Source organism: Paenibacillus sp. 32352 (assembly GCF_002042965.1).
GTDB lineage: Bacteria > Bacillota > Bacilli > Paenibacillales > NBRC-103111 > Paenibacillus_S > Paenibacillus_S vulneris.
In genome coordinates, this window is record NZ_MZNT01000004.1 from 206,716 (window position 1) to 227,810 (window position 21,095).

The window sequence follows — 21,095 nt, forward strand, 5'->3', positions numbered from 1 at the left end:
TCATACGCCACTGTGATTGCAGCTTTGCATCCGTACCCATCACTTTTTTAGCATGATTAGTTATCGCCCTTTCGAATTTCGCATCCGATTACCTCGGAATCTTACCATTCTTTTGTAGCAGCAAAAAAGCCCGCAGGGAGGAAAAGATGATCGATCTCTTTTCCCTCTACTGCGGGCTTTGCTATTAAAATTGAATATTGGCTTCGATGAACGCCTTCAGTTCACTGATCGGCATACGGGTTTGTTCCATGGTATCCCGGTGGCGAACCGTCACCTGGCCGTCCTGCTCCGACTCAAAGTCATATGTGATACAGAAAGGAGTACCGATCTCATCGTGACGGCGGTATCTTTTCCCGATGGAGCCTGCATCATCATAATCCACCATGAAGTGCTGGGACAAATCTGCAAAAATTTTGTGTGCGCCGTCGGCCAGTTTTTTGGACAGCGGGAAGATCGCTGCTTTGATAGGCGCCAGTGCCGGGTGGAAACGCAGCACCGTACGGCTGTCATCACCTTCAAGCTGCTGCTCCTCATAAGCGTCGATCAGGAACGCCAAAGTCACACGGTCGGCGCCAAGAGACGGCTCAATGCAATAAGGCACATAGCGTTCGTTCGCTTCTTGATCGATATAATTGAAATCTTCACCAGAATGCTCCATATGCTGCTTCAAATCGTAATCGGTACGATCTGCGATACCCCACAGCTCGCCCCAGCCGAACGGGAACTTGAATTCGATGTCCGTTGTAGCGTTACTGTAATGGGACAGTTCGTCTTCGGAGTGGTCGCGCAGACGAATATTCTCATCTTTCAAATTCAGGCTTAAAAGCCATTGATAGCAGAAATTTCTCCAGTATTCGAACCATTGCAAATCTTCGCCCGGCTTGCAGAAAAACTCGAGTTCCATTTGCTCAAATTCGCGGGTACGGAACGTAAAGTTGCCCGGGGTAATTTCATTACGGAAGCTTTTACCAATTTGGCCGATACCGAATGGCAGTTTTTTCCTCATGGTACGCTGCACATTTTTGAAGTTCACGAAAATGCCCTGCGCAGTTTCGGGGCGCATGTAAACCACGTTAGCGCTCGATTCGGTTACGCCTTGGAATGTTTTGAACATCAGGTTGAATTGACGGATGTCCGTGTAATCGAAAGCTCCGCAATCCGGACAAACGATGTGATGCTCTTGAATCAGCCCCATCATTTGATCGAAGGTCATACCGTCAACGACCACTTCCATACCCTTTTCCGCAAGTGCATTCTCAATAATTTTGTCTGCACGATGGCGGGACTTACATTTTTTACAATCGATCATCGGATCGTTAAAGTTGCCGACGTGACCGGATGCTACCCATGCTTGAGGGTTCATCAGAATCGCTGCGTCGAGACCTACGTTATACGGGGATTGTTGAATGAATTTTTTCCACCAAGCGCGTTTAATGTTATTTTTCAGTTCAACACCAAGCGGGCCGTAATCCCAGGTATTGGCCAATCCGCCGTATATTTCAGATCCGGGAAAAATAAATCCGCGGTGCTTGGCTAAGGCTACAATTTGATCCATCGTTACTGTCATGATTGTTCTCTCCTTCTGCTTTCTACAGTTGCTTCAGCATATGCTCTACGATACGATAAGAATTCTCGGATGCCTGTACCGTAAATTCGGCAAAATTAACATGAGCGGAGCCATCCGCTTTGTCGGACATGGAACGTATGATGACGTGAGGGATGCCATTCATCGCGCATACTTGCGCAACTGAAGCCCCTTCCATTTCCGTACATGTACCTTGAAGCTCGCTGTACAATCTGGATACGGTCTCCCGGCTTGCAATAAATTGATCCCCCGATAGAATCCGTCCCACTTTGACGCGCCCCGGAAACAATTCCGAGCTCGCGTTAACAGCCAGCTGACGCAAGGACTCATCCGCCGCAAATACGGAGGTTTCCTCATAGGGAATCGTTCCCACAGGGAATCCAAGAGCCGTGACGTCCATGTCATGCTGCATCGATTCCGATGAAATGACAATATCGCCTACGTTCAGCTCGGGATCAAGCGCTCCGGCTACGCCGGTGAAGATAATGGCATCGACACCATATGTATCGATCAGCACCTGAGTCGTGACCGCCGCATTTACCTTGCCTACTCCGGACTTGCAAAGCACGATAGGCTTACCGTAAAAGAGCCCTTCTCTGAACTGTACCTTTGCTTTCTCCGATACGTTCACTCGCTCCATGTGCTGCAAAAATAGTTCAATTTCTTCTTTCATGGCGCCGATAACGCCGATTTTCCCGTAAGACAACTGTCTTTTCCCCCCAAAGGTTTACTCGCTAAGGCAACGCAACAAGCATGCGAAGCAAACTAACATCACAAGTAATTTATACCCTCACAAAAGAAAGAGGCTCATATTAACGATGAGCCACCGAGTTTCTATGAATGACGTCATGCGGTAGAATTACCTGCATTTGCTCCGATGCATCTTTCGTTTCTTTGTTCATAAGCTTGGTCAACAGCCTCATGGATACGGCACCGATATCATACATCGGCATTGCCACTGTCGTTAATTGAGGACGTACCATTGAAGCCATGCGAATGTTGTCAACGCTGATGACGGACATATCATCCGGTACCTTATACCCGTTATCCTGCAGCGTGTGAATGGCTCCTATCGCCATTTCGTCTGTCGCCGCAAATATGGCGGTCGGACGCTCGCTCAGCTCCAGGAAATGCTTCGTTACTTCCAGACCGGATTCATAACGGTAATTGCCGATCCGCACGTAGTCGTCACGTACAGGAATTCCCGCTTCCTCTAGCGCTTTCTTATATCCTTGGTAACGCGCAAATCCGTTGGCCGGATCCTGAAGCGTACCTGAGATCATCGCGATATCGCGATGACCGTTATCAATCAATACCTTCACTGCGTCATACGCGGCCTTCTCGTGGTCAATGTCGACGGAGGCGATGGTATTGTTCTCGTCGGTCGTAGCGCACAGAACGATAGGTACGGCTGACGTTTTGAAGGCTTGAATATGCTCTTCGGTTACAACGCCGCCCATAAATAACAGCCCGTCCACTTGCTTCTCCAACAGCGTGTTGATAACGCGGATTTCTTTCTCCTTCTTCTTGTCCGCGTTACACAAAATGATGTTGTAGTGATACATATTCGCGATATCCTCAATCCCTCTTGCAACTTCAGAAAAGATCGAGTTCGATATATCAGGAATAACGACACCGACTGTAGTCGTTTTTTTACTTGCCAAGCCCCTGGCAACGGCATTAGGCCGATAACCCAAACGTTCAATGGCCTCAAATACTTTTTTGCGGGTTTGGGGCTTTACGTTGGGATTATTATTGACAACTCTCGATACGGTTGCCATGGAAACGCCTGCTTCTCTGGCTACATCATAAATGGTTACAGTCACGGTCATTCTCTCCATTATAGTAAAATGTATAATGCTGCGATCGTATACTATTAAGCCCTATCATACGACAAATTTATGTTGAAAGCAATAAATTCGGGACCTTCTTACATGTATAGTATCAAAAAAATGCAAAAAAAGCCAACTGCAGCGCAGCTGGCAATGAAAGAACCCATTTTTTGTCTGTGAAAATACATGCTTCAGGCTTTCATAGTATCATCGTAAGACAGGCGATCCCAGTCCCTTAAGCAATATCGTTAACAGACATGGAATGCATGGCAATCTGACCGAGACGCTTACGAATATCCTCCATCCAGTCATCATCCTTTAACGATTGAGCCAGCAGCATAAGATCCAGCAGCTCATTGATCCGGTCTTCTACAATTTTTTCGACAGGAGCCGCCGCATAATATTTGTCTGTCACCATTTTCAGGAGATGCGCGATCTCGCTGATGTCGTTAAAATGCAGCAGCTGCTTTTCCGGTACGCTCCCAAGGCTTCCGATGATTCCTGTCAATTCCGGCTTAACCTGGGCTACCACTTCACTTCTTTGGCAGGTTTCGCAAGAATAGACCGGGACGTTTTCAATTTCGACTTTGTTCTGATAAATGACAGTCCGCAGCTTGATGCCCATCGCGCTGCCACACTTGCACTGCTTCTGCAACTAGTACCACTCCTTCGTTCCAACAAACCCATCATTGAGCGGCAATCTAATGACCTCCCACATTCAAACCGACTTCTAAATACAACGTTCCCAGTTTCTCATAAACAGGTCATTCACCCCTTACATCTCAGCATGCAGGGGGTATGTATCGAGGTTGATATAAGGTATCGGGATCATTAAGCCTGCTCCTCTATGATACAAATATTCTACTTTCGCCTGTAAACTCCTTCTGAAAGAGCGTTAGTAATATTAACCACAATGAAAAGCAAAAAGACCGTGATCCCCGGAAGGGACAACGATCTTTTGAAGGTTATTTGCGTGTATAATCCGCCAGTACCCGCACGAATTCTTTCGTAAACGCTGGAAGATCCGGCGGTCTTCTGCCTGATACAATATTCCGGTCGACAACCACCTCTTGGTCAACCCAAATAGCTCCGGCATTCTCCAAATCATCTTTTATGCCCGGCGTGGAGGTCATCGTATAGCCCTCGCATATTTTTGCAGACACAAGGACCCACCCGGCATGACATATATGGGCAATAGGCTTCTCAGCCTCATGAAATTCCCTGGTCAAACGAAGCACATCGGCATAGCGGCGAAGCTTATCGGGAGCCCAGCCGCCCGGAACATAAAGTCCGATATAGTCTTTGCTTGCCACATCACCGAACGCATATTCGGTTGTCAACGGCACCCCATACTTTCCATGGTACACAGTATTGGCCTTCGGCCCCACCAGATGCACCTCTGCTCCCGCTTCCTTCAAGCGAAGGACAGGGTACCACATCTCCAAATCCTCAAACTCTTCATCAACGAATGCCAGCACTTTATGGCCTGTTAATTCCATTGACCTCTCCACCTTCCTGATTAATAGCTTCTCTAATTTGCAACGACATCCTGCCGCAGATTAGAATTCAGCACCTCCAGAATGGATTTGCTGTTTTTGCAGCTTAGAAGCTGCTTCCAGATAACTTTGCCTTCGCTGTGGCTTGTTTGCAGCAGGCTGTTTTTGACCGGCAATATGGATTGCACCGACATGCTGAGCTCCTGAATGCCCAGTCCCAGCCATATTGGCAGAGCACGGATGTCGCCGGCCATCTCCCCGCAGACGCTCACATGAACGCCCGAGGCCTGCGCGGCTTCCACCGTAGTCTTCAGCATGCGAAGCACGGCAGGATGAAACGGATCATATAAATGGGCGACGGTTTCGTTCATACGGTCCACCGCAAGGATGTACTGTACCAGATCATTGGTCCCAATGCTGAAAAAATCAACATGGGGCGCCAAAATATCAGCAATAATGACGGCTGCAGGGACTTCAATCATAATGCCGATTTCGATGTTCTGCTTGAATGGAACTCCTTCTTGCTGAAGCTCCCGCTTCGCTTCCTCAAGCACTTCGTTAGCTTTGTTCAGCTCTTCCAAGGAAGAAATCATCGGGTATAATATCTTGATATTACCGTAATGGCTTGCCCTTAGAATGGCGCGGAGCTGGGTTTTGAACAGGTCGGTCCGATCCAGTGAAATGCGGATCGCTCGATATCCCAGCGACGGGTTATCCTCTTCCGGCAGCTCGATATAATCGAGGCTCTTGTCGCCGCCAATATCCAACGTCCGAATAACAACACGCCTTCCTTCCAGCTTCTCGGCTACCTGCTTGTAGACCACAAACTGCTCTTCCTCTTGCGGCAGGCTGTCCCTGTCCATATACAGAAACTCTGTTCGGAAGAGCCCTACTCCGGAGGCCCCGTTCTTGAGAACCTGATCGAGCTCCTTTACCGAGCTGATATTCGCTGCCAGCTGAAAGGATAGGCCGTCTGCGGTTTGTGACGGAACATGCGCCAGCGTCTGCAGCTTATCCTTCCTGACCTGCAATATCGCCTTGCGTTTCTTATACTCCTCCACCAGCTCGTCCGAGGGGTTGATATAGACGCATCCCTCATCTCCATCGATGATGAGGTAGTCTCCGGTTTGAATCGGCGTGCTGAGCTTGCCTTCTAAGCCCAGCACGTAGGGAACGCCCATAGCGCGTGCCATTATGGCTACATGCGATGTTTTCCCCCCGAGCATAGTAACGAGCCCCAGCGCTAAATTGGTGTCCAGATGGACCATTTGCGACGGGGAGAGCTCCTTGGCTACGACCAGATACGGCTGATCCTTGGGAGGAAGCGTCTCCTCCAGTGCCCCCAGCAAATGCTTGAGGAGCCGGTTGCCGACATCCTTAATGTCAAGAGCTCTCTCTTTCATATATTGATCGTCCAGTAAATCGAACATATTGACAAACTTCTCAATCGCCTCTTTGACGGCGACTTCGGCTGCCTTGTACTGCTTCTGCATGATCCCCTGAACCTCGTTCATAAAAATAGGATCCTCCAGAATCGCCAAGTGAGCATCGAAGATGGACGTTTGCTCCTCTCCTAATACGGAGACGAATTCCTGTTTGATGGTTTCTATCTCATCCTTGGAAGAACGAATTCCGTCGTACAGCCTTTCGAATTCAAATGCCAAATCGGTGACATCGATCAGCTTATCCGGGAAATCCCATTCCCAGGTCGGAATGACGAAAGCTTTCCCCATCGCTATTCCAGATGAAGCTCCGATCCCCTTAGCCAAAAGTGTTCCCTCCCCCTGAAGCATCCTTCAATACAACCGACATGACGGATGCTTGACCTTTCTTGACCGCTTTAAACGGCGCAAAGCTCCATGATTTCACTTTATCTACATTCGTAATGATCATCGGCGTCGCCAGCGACTTGCTGTTTTGCTTTACTTTATGCAGATTAAAGCGGATTAATAGCTGTCCCGCCTCAACCATGTCGCCTTCTTTAATATAAGCCGTGAACCATTTGCCCTGCAGCTGTGAAGTATCTATGCCTATATGCAGCAGTACCTCCAGTCCCTCTTCCGTTTGGATGCCTACTGCATGAAGGGATGGGTACAAAATGATGATTTTCCCGGCAACCGGCGCAACCAGCTCCCCTTTATCCGGCATGAAAGCGACCCCATTGCCGACCAGCTTGCCGGCGAATATTTGGTCGGGGACCTCTTCCAAAGGCATCATCCGTCCCTGCATTGGTGCGCTGAACAAGACCCTCTGAATATCCTTCATCAGAACTTTCTTGATTTCTTCCCGGATTAATTCGGAATAGGTGCCGAAGACAACCTGAACATTGCCGCCGCCAAGTCTAATGACGCCAGCCGCTCCCAAGTGCTTAAGCGCAGCCGTATCCAGCAGCTTATCGTTGTCCAAAGTGAGCCTTAGCCTGGTGATACAGGCTTCAATTTTTTTAATGTTGTTCTTGCCCCCGAGTGCCTGCAGAATTAACGGAGAGCGGTAGGGGATATCTCCTGCCCATTCTTCCAGCTGAGAGCCTTCCTCCCTGCCTGGAGTCGGGATACGGAATTTACGTATGGCCCAGCGAAACAAGAAATAATAGACAAAAAAATACGCAAGTCCGATAGGAATCAGCATCCACCCGTTATGGGACAAATGATAGTTGATGATAAAATCAATAGCCCCGGCCGAGTAAGAGAATCCGTGATGGATATCGAAATAATAGGCAATCCACATGGAAAGTCCCGACAGGATCGCATGAACGATAAATAAATAAGGCGCAACGAACAGGAAAGCAAATTCGACCGGCTCCGTAACCCCGGTCAAGAAGGAGGCCAGCGCCGCCGTTAGAAAGGTGATTCGGATTTTCGGCTTCAAATCTTCCCTTGCCTCATGAATAATCGCCATGGCAATAGCAGGCAGCGCAAACATCATGATCGGATATAATCCGGCCATGTAGATACCTGCATTCGGATCACCCGCAAAGAAACGCGGCAAATCGCCGAAGATCATCTCACCGCTAGGCTTTTCATAGGCTCCAAGTTGAAACCAAAACAAATTGTTGAATACATGATGCAGCCCTGAAGGTACTAAAAGACGATGGATCACTCCATAAACGAAGGTGCCAAAGCCGCCTAGGCCCAATACCGCTGAAGAAAGGGTTTGCATAAAATATTCCAAATATGGTCCGATTTCAATAACAATCAGAGTCAGCACCAGGATGCATAAGCCCATTAATAACGGAACCATTCGAGGCCCGCCAAAAAACTGGATGTATTCCGGCAATTGAATGTGCTTCACCTTATGAAACAGGATAGCCGCGATAAGTCCAATTAATATACCGCCAGGTACACCGAGATGAAACTCATCCCCAAGGTAATGCCGGATCGCCTGGTTAAACATAATTTGACCGATCAATGCCGACATTCCGGCAATACCTGCGCCTTCCGTTAAACCGAGGGCAACGCCAACCGCAAAAATCACCGGCAAGTACGTAAATATGGTATTGCCAAAAAACAGCATAATTTCCCCGACACGGGACATATGTACATCTTGCCAAGGCAGCGTCCCGAGACGCAGTAAAATAGCCGCAACAGGGATCGTAATAGTCGAAAGCATTAAGGACCGACCCAACTGCTGCAAGTTACCCATCCAGTTCAAACAACCGCTCCCTCCTTTCTTACTCGATGGTAAGGCCAATGCTCCATTTTGTCAAACAACCCCAAACATGTTTTCGTTCGGGGTTGGTCGGCACAATTATGAAAAGGTCGGAAATTGGGAGGAGTATCCGCTAAATTGCTGCTTCGCTTGAGAAATTTCTTGTTTATCGGCCGCTTTCATCTTGTACCAGCCTTTTTCGAACATAAGATTAAACAATTGCCATTGCGATTCATGCTGCGTGTTTAAAATAGAGGAGATCGTTTTGCGAAGCTCCGGATTTTGCACCTCGTTGAGTCCGGTATTAAAGCCGGTCGTCATATATTTTTCGAGCATGAGAATATCATTGATATGATCTCTATCATTCATTTCAGGGCCTTTGACTTGCGGCAGCTGTCCGGTCTGGGGCTTAGCGATATCCATCGTTGGCATAGCTTCTTATCCTCCTTGTTTATTGTAAATGGTTTAATATGGCGTTGTATTGGTCAAGATGAGCTTGGCCCGTCTTTTCGATCAGCTGTTTGATTTGCGGATCCTGGCATAGATTTGCCGTCTCCTTGCATTTTTTCATGGCTAGAAGCTCCCAGGATAAAAAATCCTTAATATAGCTGAACTCTTTTTCGGACAATAAGGATCTGTCCGCCGTCATGTTTTGCTGATTGTTCATACGAAATTCCTCCTGACTTGTTCATACTAGGATAAATAGAGCGGGCTCTAATAAGCCCGCCCATTCTATTTGCCAATTAAAATTGTCTGTTAAATCCGAAAGAGGAGATTCCGAATTGTTGTTGAGCCGGTTGGCTGGAATCTGAACGCAGGTAAGCGTCATGACCTTGTTGGTTACCGCGGTAGTTAGCGGTATGGTAAGCTTGAGAGGATTGTACTTGACCATACTGCTGGGAACCACCATAGTTCAAGCCGGCATTAAAGGATTGACCGATGCCGAATTGTTGCTGAGCTGGTTGGCTGGAATCCGAACGCAGGTAGGCATCATGACCTTGTTGGTTACCACGGTAGTTAGCGGTATGATAAGCTTCAGGGTTTTGCTGTACAAATTGCTGGCCAGAGAAAGAGGAGTTGAAGTTACTGTTGAAAGATGGAGCTTGATTCAAGAAGCTGCCGCCAAATTGCTGTGCAGGCTGATTGGAGTCCGAACGCAGGTAGGCATCATGACCTTGTTGATTTCCACGGTAGTTTGCTGTGTGATAATTTTGCGGGCTTTGGAAGCTGGAGAATTGGTTAGAGCCTTGGAATTGTTGATTACCGGATTGATATTGGGATTGAACTGTACCCACCGGTTGGTATCTGTTTTCCAATCCGCGATACTGGGATACCACGTTCCCGGAACCTACTTGGGGTTGAAAGCTATTTTGTTGAAAGTTCTGATACATAACAAAAATCCTCCTTAGGAAGTGTTAAAAGTCTTCCGGGGTCGGTTACCTCAACCGTTGCTTTACCAGAAGCCTTTCTTATTGTCTCTAAGGAGGTTTTATTTTATTTATGGTAGCTCTTGGGTTGCGGATGCTATTTTATTCCTTGGTTTGAAGCACCGTTTGCTTGAGTAAAGCTGCAGCGCTCCTTGAATCCGACTGCTTCGTAATTGCCGATACTACGGCAATGCCGCGTGCTCCCGCTTGAATAACGGCAGCCGCATTATCCATGTGAATACCGCCGATGCCGACCATCGGAACATCCCATCGGCCGGCGATCTCCCGAATCAGTCCCGTTCCTATGGCGGCGCCGGCATCCTCTTTGGTCGAGGTTGCATACACGGCACCAACGCCAAGGTAATCCGCACCTTGGGCTATTGCCCACTCCGCTTCTTCCCTATTACCCGCAGAAATCCCGATGATTTTGCTGTCGCCAAGAAGCTTTCTGGCTTCAAGTCCGGGTACGTCGTCTTGCCCGACATGTACACCATCAGCGTCCAGCAGCAGAGCGACATCAATCCTGTCGTTAACAAGGAAAGGGACTCCATACTGCCGGCATAAATCGCGCAGCTCGGCACCTTGCTCAAGAACCTGTCTCAAAGGCGCCTTCTTCTCTCTTAATTGAAAAAGGGTTACTCCCCCCTCAAGCGCTTCCTTAGCGATCTCCAGGGCAGTACGATCTCCATGATGCTCCAGGCCCATCACCAGATAGACCGGAAGATAATCCGCAATCCGTTCACGGTACAATTTATTTCCCTCCTGGCAGCAGAATGGAATCCTCTACTTTGATGCAGCGGTCCATAATGACTTCCAGTCCGCCTCCGCGGGCTATATCGGCCGCTTCCTCGTTGTAGATACCCAACTGAAGCCAGAATACTTTGGCACCGATTTTGACAGCTTCCTCCGCGACGGGAACTACGGTTTCACTCCGACGAAATACGTTCACAATATCCACTGGCTCCGGAATATCCGATAGGGAAGGATAGCAGGTTTCTCCCAAAATTTCAGTCGCATTCGGGTTTACAGGGATAATGCGGTAGCCTTTCTTTTGCATCGCTTCTGCAACCATGTATGAAACGCGGTCCGGCTTGTCAGACAATCCTACTACGGCTACATTTCCTGCAGCGGACAAGATTTCTTTAATGCGGTCACGAGACGGATTTTCAAATGCCATTACGTTCATCCCCTTATGATTTCGTATACGAGATAGCCTGGCTTCCCATGGCTTCCCATGTTTCGAGAAACTGGGCTTTATTGATTTTCACTTTGCTTTTTCCGTTATACGGGTCATTGACATACACATTCTCTTCATCAAAACCGACTAATAATACCGCATGCTCCATGAAAGTCGTTTGGATGGGACCAATAGGTGTATCCCAGATGACCCACCGGTCAGGAACCTGATAATTAATCGTCGTCCATACAACGGACGGAATTCCTTCACGGAGCTGGTCCTCCAGCTTCTCAAATGGCTGCCGAGTGAAATCCTTGGCGGTCGGTACATATTTATTCAGAAGCTCCATCAATGCGGTATGATAAATGCCGAAGCCTTTGGCGCCTCCTGTAATGTCTCCGACAAAGCCCGTATTAGGATTGCCCCAATAAGCGACGGAACCATCCGGATTCCGTTTGAGAGGGGTCGGATCTTTTTTGAGTTCCGGTACCAGCTCCATTTTACTTTTCTCAATGCCGACGAATTGAAGCAGCATCGTAAGGCTTGTCAGCTCGCAGCCGGAAGGCAGCTCAGGGTATTGCCTTATAGCAGGCACATCCAGCAATACGGAAGCAGCACGCGGAGCCGGAGGATCCGGGAGGGCTTCTTGAGCCTTATTTGAAGCCGGTGTTTCTGCATAAGCCACGGACGACTCTTCTGCATACCAAGCCTGTCCCGTTAGTTTGGCGTATAAGAGAATACATAATACTCCACTGATAAACATGAGCCCTATGATCGTAAAAAAGCCGAGTGTTACCTGGATTCCTTTCCAAAGCACCTTCATTATGACTCAACCCGCTTGATTTTATTAGATAGTAGGCTACTGGATCGCCGCTCGGAAACGGGTAGCACTGAAATTCAAAATCCTATTCCTCAACCAGCTCGATGTGAGCGCCCAACGAGAGCAGATGCTCAAAGTAATGAGGATACGATTTGGCGACATGGTGAGCATCGTTGATGATAAGCCCTTTCTCCGAACGCAAACCGACTACAGTTAATGCCATGATGACACGATGATCAAAATGAGCATTGATCTCGACTCCGCCGGTTACTCCTTGAGGACGGCCATGGATAATAATTTCGCTTTGTCTTTCCTCCACGTCGGCGCCGGCCTTACGAAGCTCGGCAAGGAAATCGGTAATCCGGTCACATTCCTTATACCGCAAATTCTCGACGTTATAGAAACGGGAGGTACCTTCGGCAAATATGGCTGCCGCCACCATCGCCAGAACGGCGTCCGTAAAATGATCCCCGTCAAATTCCCCTGCTTGCAACCGCTGGTTTCCTTTGACATGAACCACACCGTTCTCGTGCGTTAAGTTAACCCCCATAGCGCGAAGAACATCGACAACGGCCTTCTCACCCTGTCTGCTCTCTTCTTCCAGCCGCAGCACTTTAACATCGGAATTAGTGACAGCCGCCGCAGCCAAAATAGCGGCCGAGCCAGGATAATCGCCTTGAACGACATACTTTTGTGGCTGGTACTGCTGACGTCCAGGAATTTTATAATGCATGAGATCCTCGGAGGCTTCAATCCGAATGCCCGCCTGAGCAATAACCTCGAGAGTTTGCCCGACAATTACCTTGGATTTCAGGTCATGGAGCACTTCAATCTCGCAGTCTTCGTCCAGAAGCGGAGTCATAAACAGCAAGGAGCTTAGAAATTGGGAGCTCACGTTGCCCGATACTTTAATTTTGCCGCCGCGCGGCTTGCCTCCGCGAATTGTGATAGGCAGCTTGCCTTCCCGATGGTCGACCTCTACTCCCATTTGCTTCAGAGCGTCGATCAGATCGTCATGCGGCCTTTTTCCCAAAGAGTCCGGATATTGGTTAACGAATGTTACCTCCGGGCAAAATGCGGCGACAGACATCAGAAAGCGAAGTACTGCGCCGGCATTACCGACATTCAGCTCGCTTACATGCTTAGGATGCTTGCCGAAGCCGCGAATCGTCATTTTCTCTTCATCTTCTTCAACGACAGCTCCCAAATCGCGGATGCAACGGCGCATCGCATCGCTGTCCTCACTGTGGGCAGGATAATATACAGTGCTTGTCCCGTCTGCCAATGCTCCGATGAGCAAATAGCGGGTCGTGTAGTTTTTGGAAGATAGCGCATTAATCGTACCTTCTAAGTTATTTGTCGGCTTTACGATCGCTTTCATGAATATGTATCTCTCCTGTTCCGCATAAAAGTTACGAAATCATTAGACTTATTTCAGATTATTGCCAGTGTACCATACCCTCCGGGGCTTGGAAACCGCAAGTTTGACACCCATACGGGTTTCTCTATATCATGGGATTGAGGAAGATGTTCCTATTACAAAAAACCTATTTGGAGGCTTCTTAATTATGCAAACCATTACCCCGCAAGAACTAAAGTCACGCCTGGATAAAGGTGATAAGCTGGATATCATTGACGTCCGCGAGGCCGAAGAGGTTGCTCTCGGCATGATTCCCGGTGCTGTCCACATACCTTTGATGCAAATTCCGGATCGCCTAAATGACATCCCCCGCGACAGAGAAACCATTCTAGTTTGCCGAAGCGGCAACCGCAGCGGCAGAGCCTATGATTTTCTCAGCGCTCAAGGGTTTACCAATTTGAAAAACATGAGCGGCGGCATGCTGGAATGGGAGCAGCTTTAAAGCTGCAGGTCCGCTGTGATCATTTCTGCAATTTCTTGAACGGACAGCTTACTCGTGTCGATCTTGCGGTCCGCGAAATCATAGGCATGCTTACGGGCTTCCAGCAGCGTATGCACCCGCTCGGCTACGTCACCTTGAACCAAGGGCCGGTTTTGGTCCTGACTCACACGTTCAATGATTGTGTCCGCATCAGCCGTCAAGGCCACGACATAGCCCTTCTCCTTCATGACAGCGCGGTTTTGCTCTGCCAAAACTGCGCCACCTCCGGTGGCAATGATGCAGTTCATCCCTTCGAGGGATTTCCGAATGACATCGCACTCCACTTGCCTGAATACAGGCTCTCCCAGCTTTGCAAACATGTCGCTGATTGACATTCCCTGCTGCTCTTCAATGACGTCATCGGTATTGATGAACCGCCATCCCAACCGAGAAGCCAATGTGTGTCCTACCGTCGATTTGCCGGTGCCCATGAATCCTATTAATACGATATTCTTTTTTTCCAAATTCCTACACCTCTTGACAGCTTCTGTCTAACCCTACAATCATATCATAGGTTGATGTTGATGAATAGAAATTACGAGAAATTCATATGATGGAATGTGAATAGATTCCAGTCTTTTCTGCTATGATGATACTATGAAACCATTTCGAGGAGAGATGAATTGTTGATGCATTCAGCCATGTCTCAATCCCAGAACCCCGTTCCTAATGCCGCACAGCGGAAGCTGGAGCAAATTCTAAATCCTTCCCATCCGTTATGCAAAGATGATGTTGTCTGGATTTTGGAATTTATTAAAAAAAAGGTGGCTGAAGAAGATCCGCAGATAGCAGATCTTTCCCAACCACGCTTATTACAAAACTTTCGCTATTTTGCCGAAATTGCTTTAATGCTTATCCAGCGTCGCAACGGCTTCGATCAGGAGGCAGACCGCCTGAAGCACTGGATTTCCGAGGCTTCCTACGGGCTGCATCCCTTGAAACCGAACGGCCGGGCATTCAAGGATTAGTTCTCCATCCAGTTGAAATGGAAGGTTCCTTCTTTGTCCAAGCGTTGGAATGTATGTGCACCGAAATAATCTCTTTGCGCTTGCAGCAGGTTCGCAGGCAGACGCTCGGAACGGTAGCTGTCATAGTAAGCCAATGCGGATGCAAACGCAGGCACTGGAATACCGCGTGTTACAGCTGCGGACACTACAGTTCTCCAAGCGTCTTGGTAGTTGCTCACAACGCCTTGGAAATATTCGTCAAGAAGCAGGTTTTTCAATTCTGGGTTGCGATCGTACGCATCTTTGATGTTTTGCAGGAAACGAGCACGGATGATGCAGCCGCCGCGGAAAATCATTGCGATGCTGCCGTAATCCAATCCCCAGTTATATTCTTCGGAAGCGGCTCTCATTTGCGCGAAGCCTTGAGCGTAGGAGCAAATTTTGCTCGCGTACAGCGCTTTGCGTACAGCCTCGATGAACTCCTTGCGGTCTCCTTCGAAAGCAGGTGCTTGCGGGCCGCTCAGCACTTTGCTTGCAGCTACGCGCTCTTGCTTCATAGCCGACAAGAAGCGGGAGAATACGGACTCGGTAATGATCGACAATGGTACCCCAAGGTCAAGAGAGCTTTGGCTGGTCCATTTACCAGTACCCTTTTGGCCGGCGGAATCCAGGATAACGTCAACCATAGGCTTGCCGGTTTCCGGATCTTTTTTCGTGAAGATATCGGTAGTGATCTCGATCAGATAGCTGTCAAGCTCACCTTTATTCCACTCGGCAAAAATCTCATGAAGCTCTTCTGTGCTAACGTTCAATACGTCTTTCAGCAATTGGTAAGCTTCGCAAATCAGCTGCATGTCGCCGTACTCGATGCCGTTATGCACCATTTTCACGTAATGACCCGCACCGTCCGGTCCGATGTACGTGCAGCAAGGATCGCCATTTACTTTGGCCGAAATAGCTGTCAGAATCGGTTCTACCAATTCGTAAGCGTCTTTTTGACCGCCAGGCATAATCGAAGGACCTTTCAGAGCGCCCTCTTCGCCGCCGGATACGCCCGTTCCGATGAAACGCAAGCCGTGAGCGGACAATTCCTTGTTTCTGCGTTGGGTATCCGGGAAGTAAGCATTCCCTCCGTCGATGATGATGTCCCCTTCTTCCAAATGAGGAATCAAGGAATTGATGGTAGCGTCAGTACCTGCGCCTGCTTGAACCATGATCAAAATTTTACGAGGCTTTTCGAGAGATGCTACGAATTCCTCAATGCTGTATGTACCTACCAGGTTTTTGCCTTTAGCTTCTTCGATCAAAGCATCTGTTTTTTCACGGGAACGGTTGTATACCGATACGGTGAAACCTCTGCTTTCAATATTTAATGCCAGGTTTTTACCCATGACAGCCAATCCGATAACGCCAACTTGTTGTTTGGACATATGGTTACTCTTCCTTCCTTTGAATTAATTAGTTGTGATGTTCTCTTGTTTGAAAAAAGCTCATTCCGACCAGCCGTGAGCAGCATCATTGCCGCCCGATGGAAGCAAGGCTGACAATGGATGCCGCTTGGAGACCAGTTCTCGTGGAACTAACCTTTTTCAATTTTTTTATCTATTAAATCGTCATTGCTCCATAGCCGCCGTCTACACGAAGCAGCGAGCCGGTCACAAAGCTGGAAGCCTTGTCGGAAGCAAGGTATACAGCTGCGCCTTGAAGCTCTTCCGCTTCACCGAAACGGTTCATTGGAGTATGGCGCAAAATCGATTCCGTACGCTCAGGAGAAAGGATTTTACGATTTTGTTCAGCCGGGAAGAAGCCGGGAATAATTGCATTCACACGAACGCGAGCCGGTGCAAATTCACGCGCCAAAAACTTCGTAACGTTGTTCACAGCCGCTTTGGACGCCGAGTAAGTAAATACGCGGGACAACGGTGGCTCGGAGGATACGGACGAAATGTTGATAATGCTGCCGCCTTCGCCTTTGTCCACCATATGTTTCCCAAACACCTGGCAAGCTAACACAACGCTTTTGAGGTTTACTTCCATAATAGCGTCCCATTCTTCCATTTTCAATTCGAAGAACGGAGTCGCGCTGTTCATGCCAGGGCAGTTCATCAAGATGTCACAACGGCCTGTCCAAGCCAGAACGTCCTCAAGAACCTTTTGAAGATCCTCGACTTTGGTAGCGTCTGCTGAGAAGCTTTTGGCTTTGCCGCCTACTTCCTCAATTTTTTTGACAACAGCCTCGGATTTCTCCGCGTTACGTCCTACGACAGCCACATTGGCGCCATGACCGCCCAGTGCTACAGCCATTGCTCCCCCAAGAGTACTGTTACCCCCAATAATTACTGCTGTTTTACCAGTCAAATCGAACAAATTCATGATGATCCTCCTCATGTATAGGTATTGCATGAACCGTCTGTTGGGCGGAACTACTTTGCATGCTGCTGTTGGTACGCAGCAATCGCATCGAATTCATCCTTCAACTGATGGTACACACGATTATAAATATTTGTCAACTGTTGGTACAGCTGATGGTTGCCGGAATCCGGCTGGTGGCGATGGTGAACCTGCATCCAATTGTGTACGGAGGAGAAGTCTTTAATCTCTCCCATCGCCAGCATACCGAGCTGTGCAGCGCCCAATCCGGAGCTCTCGATCGAGTTCGGTACGGCTACCGAGCTGCCCGTTACGTCGGCCATACACTGCAGCCAGAAGCTGGATCGTGCGAAGCCGCCGGATGCGCGGATTTCCTTGGTCGGCCCGGACAGCTCTTCCAATGCGCTTAATACGGAGTTGATCCGATAGACAACCCCTTCAAGAACAGAACGAATCATGTGCTTCTTCTGATGGTAAAGCGATAAGCCAAAGAAGACGCCACGTGCATTAGCATTCCAATAAGGTGCGCGCTCCCCGGTTAGAAGCGGGAGGAAGATAAGTCCGTCGGAGCCCGCGGATACCTCTTCGGCAAGCGAAGTCAAATAGTCATACGGATCCAGGCCTCTGCGGCGGCCTTCTTCCGCTTCGGCCGTCGCCAGCTGGTCTCTGACCCAACGGAACATGATGCCGCCGTTATTGATGGCTCCACCAACCACCCAGAAGTCCTCCTTCAGAGCATAGCAGAATAGTCTTCCTTTGGGGTCGGTTACAGGCTCGCGGACAACCCCGCGAACCGCGCCGGAGGTTCCGATGGTCACGGCATAAATGCCTTCTTCGAACGCGCCGACTCCAAGGTTCGCCAGCACTCCGTCCGATGCGCCCACAACGAATGGCGTATCCGCATGCAGGCCCATTGCCTGAGCATACTGCTCCTTCATACCGGAAATGTGGTATACGGTAGAAACCGGCTCGGAAAGCTGCTCTTCACGTACGCCGCAGGCTTTCAATGCCAGATCGTCCCAAGCAAGGTTGCGAAGATTGAACAGCCCCGTGGCGCTCGCGATGGAATAGTCCACGATAAATTTGCCGAACAGCTTGGCAAATACATACTCCTTAATCCCGATAAACTTGTACGCATTCTCAAACACATCCGGACGGTTGTCGCGAAGCCACATCAGCTTCAGCAAAGGCGACATCGGATGAAGAGGCGTTCCGGTATTCAAATAAATCTGGTGCCCGTTTAATTCTTCCTTCAAAGGCTTGACGTAGCCGACGCTGCGGTTATCCGCAAACGTGATGGATTGTGTCAGCAGATTCAAATCGCGATCGACCGCAATTAAGCTGTGCATCGCCGAGCTGAACGAAACGCACAGCACCTGGCTAGGCAAAATCTTAGCCTTGGTGATGACAGCCTGAATCCCAGTCACTACTGCATGAAAGATTTCATCCGGGTTCTGCTCCGCCATATCCGGTCTAGGCGTATTCAGAGGATATTCAATAGAATTCGATGCCAGAACGCGGCCGTCCCGGTCGATCACCAGCGTTTTCGCGCTGGTCGTCCCGAGATCGGCTGCAATAATGTACGGCTTTGCTATTGTCAAACTCATTTCGCTAAGTTCCCTTCGCTGTCAAATTGCAAGTCATAAGGTTCCGTCAAAATTTCAATATCCGGATGCAGCTTGGCTTCTTCAAGCAAATTGACGGAAATTTCGATTTCACCCAAATGCAGCGTATCTTGAATGCGTACGAGTCTGCATTTGGTATAATCCAGGATGTTGCAGGTTTTAACGCCTGCTTTAATCGCGTAATAATCGTTATCCAGCGTGGTCGAAATTTTGGTTGGAGCACATACCGTCGAAGTCAATCCGTTAACGAAGGTAGCTGCTCTATCCATTTTGTCGACCAGACGCTGCGTAGTAAAGTCGGCTGTACCTACGCCGTTGGCATTCCCTTTGGTTTCCGGTGTCAGATCGAGAACGATCATCTTGGAAACGTCAGGTCCGCCATGCGCATAAGGAGTCGGATAACGGCCGGTTACGTTTGGATCCATGCCGTCGCCGCTGATGTTCTTGCCGATATAATCGATAACAAGCACGTCGATTTGGTCGAACAAAATTTTTGGCAGGCGCGCCTTCGCCTCTTCCAGCAGCTGCATTTCACGCTCTTCGATTTGCGCAGCCGGAAGCGCCTCGATGCGGCAGGTTTGGTCATAAGCATTCTCAACCAATGCTACGCCAAAAACAATCGGAAGCTTCTCAATCATAATTTTGGCCATAGCCGGAACGTTCTCCGCCATATACTTAAAGCCTAATTGATGGCAGGCTTCGGCCCCTTTTTGCTTACCAAGACCGATGGAGATCATTTTCATAATACCGCTTTCGATGCGTCCGCGGAACGCCGTGTGGGGCTTCACGCGGTTGATGACTACGATAGCGTCTGCAGTTGAAGCAATTTTATCTACATAAACAGGCAGGCCGTTAGGAAGCTCGTCGATTTTAACCACTTCCATCGAGGAACGGATCGGTGCTCCCATCGCTTCTTCCGTTACTCCAAGATGATGCAGAACCTCTTTTTGCCCTTCAGCCGTTGCGCCGCCATGGCTGCCCATGCAAGGCACGATAAACGGCTCTCCGCCTGCTTGCTTGATGGCATCGATCGTTACTTTCGTAAACAAAGCGATATTCGCCACACCGCGGCTGCCCACGGCTACCGCTACCTGCTGGCCCGGCTTGATTTGGTCGATGGTCCCCGGCTTTTTCAGCTCCTGCTCCAGCACTTCTTTCAGGTTATCAATCTTGGTGTCATCAAATTTTTGGCGGATACGTACCATTTGCGGAATAGGAATGTCTTCTAGAACCTGTCTCAAAATACTCATAGCTTCTAAGCGCCTCCTGCGATTGTTTTGACGGAGTCACGAATAATGAGCTCCGTTCGAATGAAGATGGTTTCTTTCTCCACCTGCTTGCTTTCTATAAAAGTGAGCAGCTTCGCCGCGCCTTCCCGGCTGATCTCCTCAATCGGCCTCCTGACGGTAGTCAATGCCGGAGTCACGAATGCGGAAAACAGCTGATCGTCGAACCCGACGACCGAGATATCTCCAGGTACGGACAATTGCTTCTCAGTGATCGCTTTAATGGCTCCTAACGCCATCTCATCGTTGCAGCAAAAAACGGCCGTAGGCTTGTGGTCCAGTGTCAACAGCCGCGACATAGCGGCATATCCGCTCTCCACGTCGTAATTTCCCTGTACCCTGTACTCTTCCCTTACGGTCACCTTATACTGATTCATCGCTTCAAGATAGCCTTCGCGGCGGGCCTGCGTCGATTTGAAGTTTTCTTTCCCTTCAATTATCGCTATATCCCTGTGGCCCTTCTGAATCAAATATTCCACCACGCGATACGCTCCGCGCAAGTCATCCGGAATAAGATTCATGACAGGCAGAGTATCGATCTGGCGATTCAAGACAACCAGCGGAATTTCCCGCTCCGTCACATATTCGATAAACGGCTGGTCGGAGGAGCTTTGGCTCATGACGATAATGCCGTCAAAGCTTTTGCGGTTAATTTTATGATAGCTTTTGTAATCATCAATGCCTCGCACGATCAAATTGTATTGATCCTGTATGACATCGTTGACCCCCTTAACCGCCTCGTACAAGAAGCCGGCAGATGTACCGGTATGAAGAGTTGAAAAAAACAATCCCAAGTTGTATGATCGATCAAGGACCAGACTCTTGGCGCTGTAGTTCGGGGTGTAATTCAAGGTTGCCGCGAGCTGCTGGATCCGCTCCTTTGTCTCCTGATTGATCAGCGGACTGTCGTTCAAAGCCCTGGAGACCGTAGTATGCGAAACATTCGCCAGCTTGGCAATGTCTTTGATCGTAACACTCAAT

At 48.9% G+C, this 21,095-nt stretch carries 22 protein-coding genes; 2 read left to right on the forward strand and 20 right to left on the reverse strand.

The genetic code is table 11. The features are described 5' to 3' along the window. Positions 1-184: 184 nt before the first annotated feature. The 14 genes from B1728_RS11565 to aroA form a co-directional block, all read right to left on the reverse strand. Positions 185-1,567, reverse strand: a complete 1,383-nt coding sequence (locus B1728_RS11565) for a glycine--tRNA ligase (RefSeq protein ID WP_079910371.1) — start codon at positions 1,565-1,567, stop codon at positions 185-187. Positions 1,568-1,589: 22 nt separating this feature from the next. Continuing rightward, on the reverse strand, positions 1,590-2,291 hold the full coding sequence (locus tag B1728_RS11570; RefSeq protein WP_079910372.1) for a 5'-methylthioadenosine/adenosylhomocysteine nucleosidase: 702 nt from the start codon (positions 2,289-2,291) through the stop codon (positions 1,590-1,592). Positions 2,292-2,397: 106 nt separating this feature from the next. Next, the gene (ccpA, locus tag B1728_RS11575) at positions 2,398-3,411 is read right to left on the reverse strand and encodes a catabolite control protein A (protein ID WP_079910373.1); all 1,014 of its coding nucleotides are present in this window, start codon (positions 3,409-3,411) and stop codon (positions 2,398-2,400) included. A gap of 241 nt (positions 3,412-3,652) precedes the next feature. Continuing rightward, positions 3,653-4,072, reverse strand: coding sequence for a hypothetical protein (locus tag B1728_RS11580; protein WP_079910374.1), 420 nt, complete (start codon positions 4,070-4,072; stop codon positions 3,653-3,655). A gap of 310 nt (positions 4,073-4,382) precedes the next feature. Beyond that, entirely contained in the window at positions 4,383-4,916 is a 534-nt protein-coding gene (locus tag B1728_RS11585; protein WP_079910375.1) for a type 1 glutamine amidotransferase domain-containing protein, read from the reverse strand. A gap of 32 nt (positions 4,917-4,948) precedes the next feature. After that, positions 4,949-6,682: a phosphoenolpyruvate--protein phosphotransferase gene (gene ptsP, locus B1728_RS11590; RefSeq protein WP_079910376.1), complete on the reverse strand. Its 1,734-nt coding sequence runs from the start codon at positions 6,680-6,682 to the stop codon at positions 4,949-4,951. After that, positions 6,675-8,564 carry a glucose PTS transporter subunit IIA gene (locus B1728_RS11595; protein ID WP_079910377.1) on the reverse strand — a complete coding sequence of 630 codons (1,890 nt, stop codon included), beginning with the start codon at positions 8,562-8,564 and terminating at the stop codon, positions 6,675-6,677. Before B1728_RS11595 ends, ptsP begins: the two co-directional genes overlap by 8 nt. 96 nt (positions 8,565-8,660) lie before the next feature. Further along, positions 8,661-8,993, reverse strand: a complete 333-nt coding sequence (locus B1728_RS11600) for a spore coat protein (protein WP_079910378.1) — start codon at positions 8,991-8,993, stop codon at positions 8,661-8,663. A gap of 19 nt (positions 8,994-9,012) precedes the next feature. Continuing rightward, on the reverse strand, positions 9,013-9,228 hold the full coding sequence (locus B1728_RS11605; RefSeq protein WP_144027840.1) for a hypothetical protein: 216 nt from the start codon (positions 9,226-9,228) through the stop codon (positions 9,013-9,015). Between the two features lie 76 nt (positions 9,229-9,304). Then, positions 9,305-9,952, reverse strand: a complete 648-nt coding sequence (locus tag B1728_RS11610; RefSeq protein ID WP_079910379.1) for a hypothetical protein — start codon at positions 9,950-9,952, stop codon at positions 9,305-9,307. 138 nt (positions 9,953-10,090) lie between these two features. Further along, positions 10,091-10,738: a thiamine phosphate synthase gene (thiE, locus tag B1728_RS11615; protein ID WP_079910380.1), complete on the reverse strand. Its 648-nt coding sequence runs from the start codon at positions 10,736-10,738 to the stop codon at positions 10,091-10,093. A gap of 1 nt (position 10,739) precedes the next feature. Then, positions 10,740-11,165: a CoA-binding protein gene (locus B1728_RS11620; protein ID WP_079910381.1), complete on the reverse strand. Its 426-nt coding sequence runs from the start codon at positions 11,163-11,165 to the stop codon at positions 10,740-10,742. Between the two features lie 13 nt (positions 11,166-11,178). Next, positions 11,179-11,988 (reverse strand): C39 family peptidase, encoded by an 810-nt coding sequence (locus B1728_RS11625; protein WP_079910382.1) that lies wholly within the window; start codon positions 11,986-11,988, stop codon positions 11,179-11,181. A gap of 82 nt (positions 11,989-12,070) precedes the next feature. After that, the gene (gene aroA / locus B1728_RS11630; RefSeq protein ID WP_079910383.1) at positions 12,071-13,366 is read right to left on the reverse strand and encodes a 3-phosphoshikimate 1-carboxyvinyltransferase; all 1,296 of its coding nucleotides are present in this window, start codon (positions 13,364-13,366) and stop codon (positions 12,071-12,073) included. 187 nt (positions 13,367-13,553) lie between these two features. Between aroA and B1728_RS11635 the strand changes: the two genes are divergently transcribed. Then, entirely contained in the window at positions 13,554-13,847 is a 294-nt protein-coding gene (locus B1728_RS11635) for a rhodanese-like domain-containing protein (protein WP_079910384.1), read from the forward strand. Here the strand turns inward: B1728_RS11635 and B1728_RS11640 are convergent. Then, positions 13,844-14,350: a shikimate kinase gene (locus tag B1728_RS11640; protein WP_144027841.1), complete on the reverse strand. Its 507-nt coding sequence runs from the start codon at positions 14,348-14,350 to the stop codon at positions 13,844-13,846. The two genes, B1728_RS11635 and B1728_RS11640, sit on opposite strands and share 4 nt — an antisense overlap. Before the next feature lie 165 nt (positions 14,351-14,515). Here B1728_RS11640 and B1728_RS11645 point away from each other — a divergent pair, with 165 nt between their 5' ends. Continuing rightward, on the forward strand, positions 14,516-14,854 hold the full coding sequence (locus B1728_RS11645; RefSeq protein WP_079910385.1) for a hypothetical protein: 339 nt from the start codon (positions 14,516-14,518) through the stop codon (positions 14,852-14,854). Here B1728_RS11645 and gndA read toward each other — a convergent pair. From gndA to B1728_RS11670, 5 genes are all read right to left on the reverse strand, one after another. Further along, positions 14,851-16,263, reverse strand: coding sequence for an NADP-dependent phosphogluconate dehydrogenase (gene gndA / locus B1728_RS11650; protein ID WP_079910386.1), 1,413 nt, complete (start codon positions 16,261-16,263; stop codon positions 14,851-14,853). The genes B1728_RS11645 and gndA overlap by 4 nt on opposite strands. A gap of 175 nt (positions 16,264-16,438) precedes the next feature. Further along, positions 16,439-17,206 (reverse strand): SDR family oxidoreductase, encoded by a 768-nt coding sequence (locus tag B1728_RS11655; RefSeq protein WP_179135982.1) that lies wholly within the window; start codon positions 17,204-17,206, stop codon positions 16,439-16,441. A 50-nt stretch (positions 17,207-17,256) separates the two neighbouring features. Continuing rightward, the gene (locus B1728_RS11660; protein ID WP_079910387.1) at positions 17,257-18,810 is read right to left on the reverse strand and encodes a gluconokinase; all 1,554 of its coding nucleotides are present in this window, start codon (positions 18,808-18,810) and stop codon (positions 17,257-17,259) included. After that, entirely contained in the window at positions 18,807-20,078 is a 1,272-nt protein-coding gene (locus B1728_RS11665) for a nickel pincer cofactor-dependent isomerase, group 22 (protein WP_079910388.1), read from the reverse strand. Before B1728_RS11665 ends, B1728_RS11660 begins: the two co-directional genes overlap by 4 nt. A 5-nt stretch (positions 20,079-20,083) precedes the next feature. Next, a complete protein-coding gene (locus B1728_RS11670) occupies positions 20,084-21,094 on the reverse strand; it encodes a LacI family DNA-binding transcriptional regulator (RefSeq protein WP_079910389.1) in 1,011 nt (336 codons plus the stop codon). Position 21,095 lies beyond the last annotated feature (1 nt).

Excerpts from the sequence above, each read along its gene's own strand:
- B1728_RS11665 (WP_079910388.1), bottom strand. The coding sequence starts at position 20,078 with ATGAGTATTTTGAGACAGGTTCTAGAAGACATTCCTATTCCGCAAATG.
- B1728_RS11645 (WP_079910385.1), top strand. The coding sequence starts at position 14,516 with ATGCATTCAGCCATGTCTCAATCCCAGAACCCCGTTCCTAATGCCGCA.
- B1728_RS11565 (WP_079910371.1), bottom strand. The coding sequence starts at position 1,567 with ATGACAGTAACGATGGATCAAATTGTAGCCTTAGCCAAGCACCGCGGA.
- B1728_RS11600 (WP_079910378.1), bottom strand. The coding sequence starts at position 8,993 with ATGCCAACGATGGATATCGCTAAGCCCCAGACCGGACAGCTGCCGCAA.
- B1728_RS11625 (WP_079910382.1), bottom strand. The coding sequence starts at position 11,988 with ATGAAGGTGCTTTGGAAAGGAATCCAGGTAACACTCGGCTTTTTTACG.
- B1728_RS11610 (WP_079910379.1), bottom strand. The coding sequence starts at position 9,952 with ATGTATCAGAACTTTCAACAAAATAGCTTTCAACCCCAAGTAGGTTCC.
- B1728_RS11585 (WP_079910375.1), bottom strand. The coding sequence starts at position 4,916 with ATGGAATTAACAGGCCATAAAGTGCTGGCATTCGTTGATGAAGAGTTT.
- B1728_RS11620 (WP_079910381.1), bottom strand. The coding sequence starts at position 11,165 with ATGGCATTTGAAAATCCGTCTCGTGACCGCATTAAAGAAATCTTGTCC.
- B1728_RS11605 (WP_144027840.1), bottom strand. The coding sequence starts at position 9,228 with ATGAACAATCAGCAAAACATGACGGCGGACAGATCCTTATTGTCCGAA.
- B1728_RS11660 (WP_079910387.1), bottom strand. The coding sequence starts at position 18,810 with ATGAGTTTGACAATAGCAAAGCCGTACATTATTGCAGCCGATCTCGGG.
- aroA (WP_079910383.1), bottom strand. The coding sequence starts at position 13,366 with ATGAAAGCGATCGTAAAGCCGACAAATAACTTAGAAGGTACGATTAAT.
- B1728_RS11655 (WP_179135982.1), bottom strand. The coding sequence starts at position 17,206 with ATGAATTTGTTCGATTTGACTGGTAAAACAGCAGTAATTATTGGGGGT.
- gndA (WP_079910386.1), bottom strand. The coding sequence starts at position 16,263 with ATGTCCAAACAACAAGTTGGCGTTATCGGATTGGCTGTCATGGGTAAA.
- B1728_RS11635 (WP_079910384.1), top strand. The coding sequence starts at position 13,554 with ATGCAAACCATTACCCCGCAAGAACTAAAGTCACGCCTGGATAAAGGT.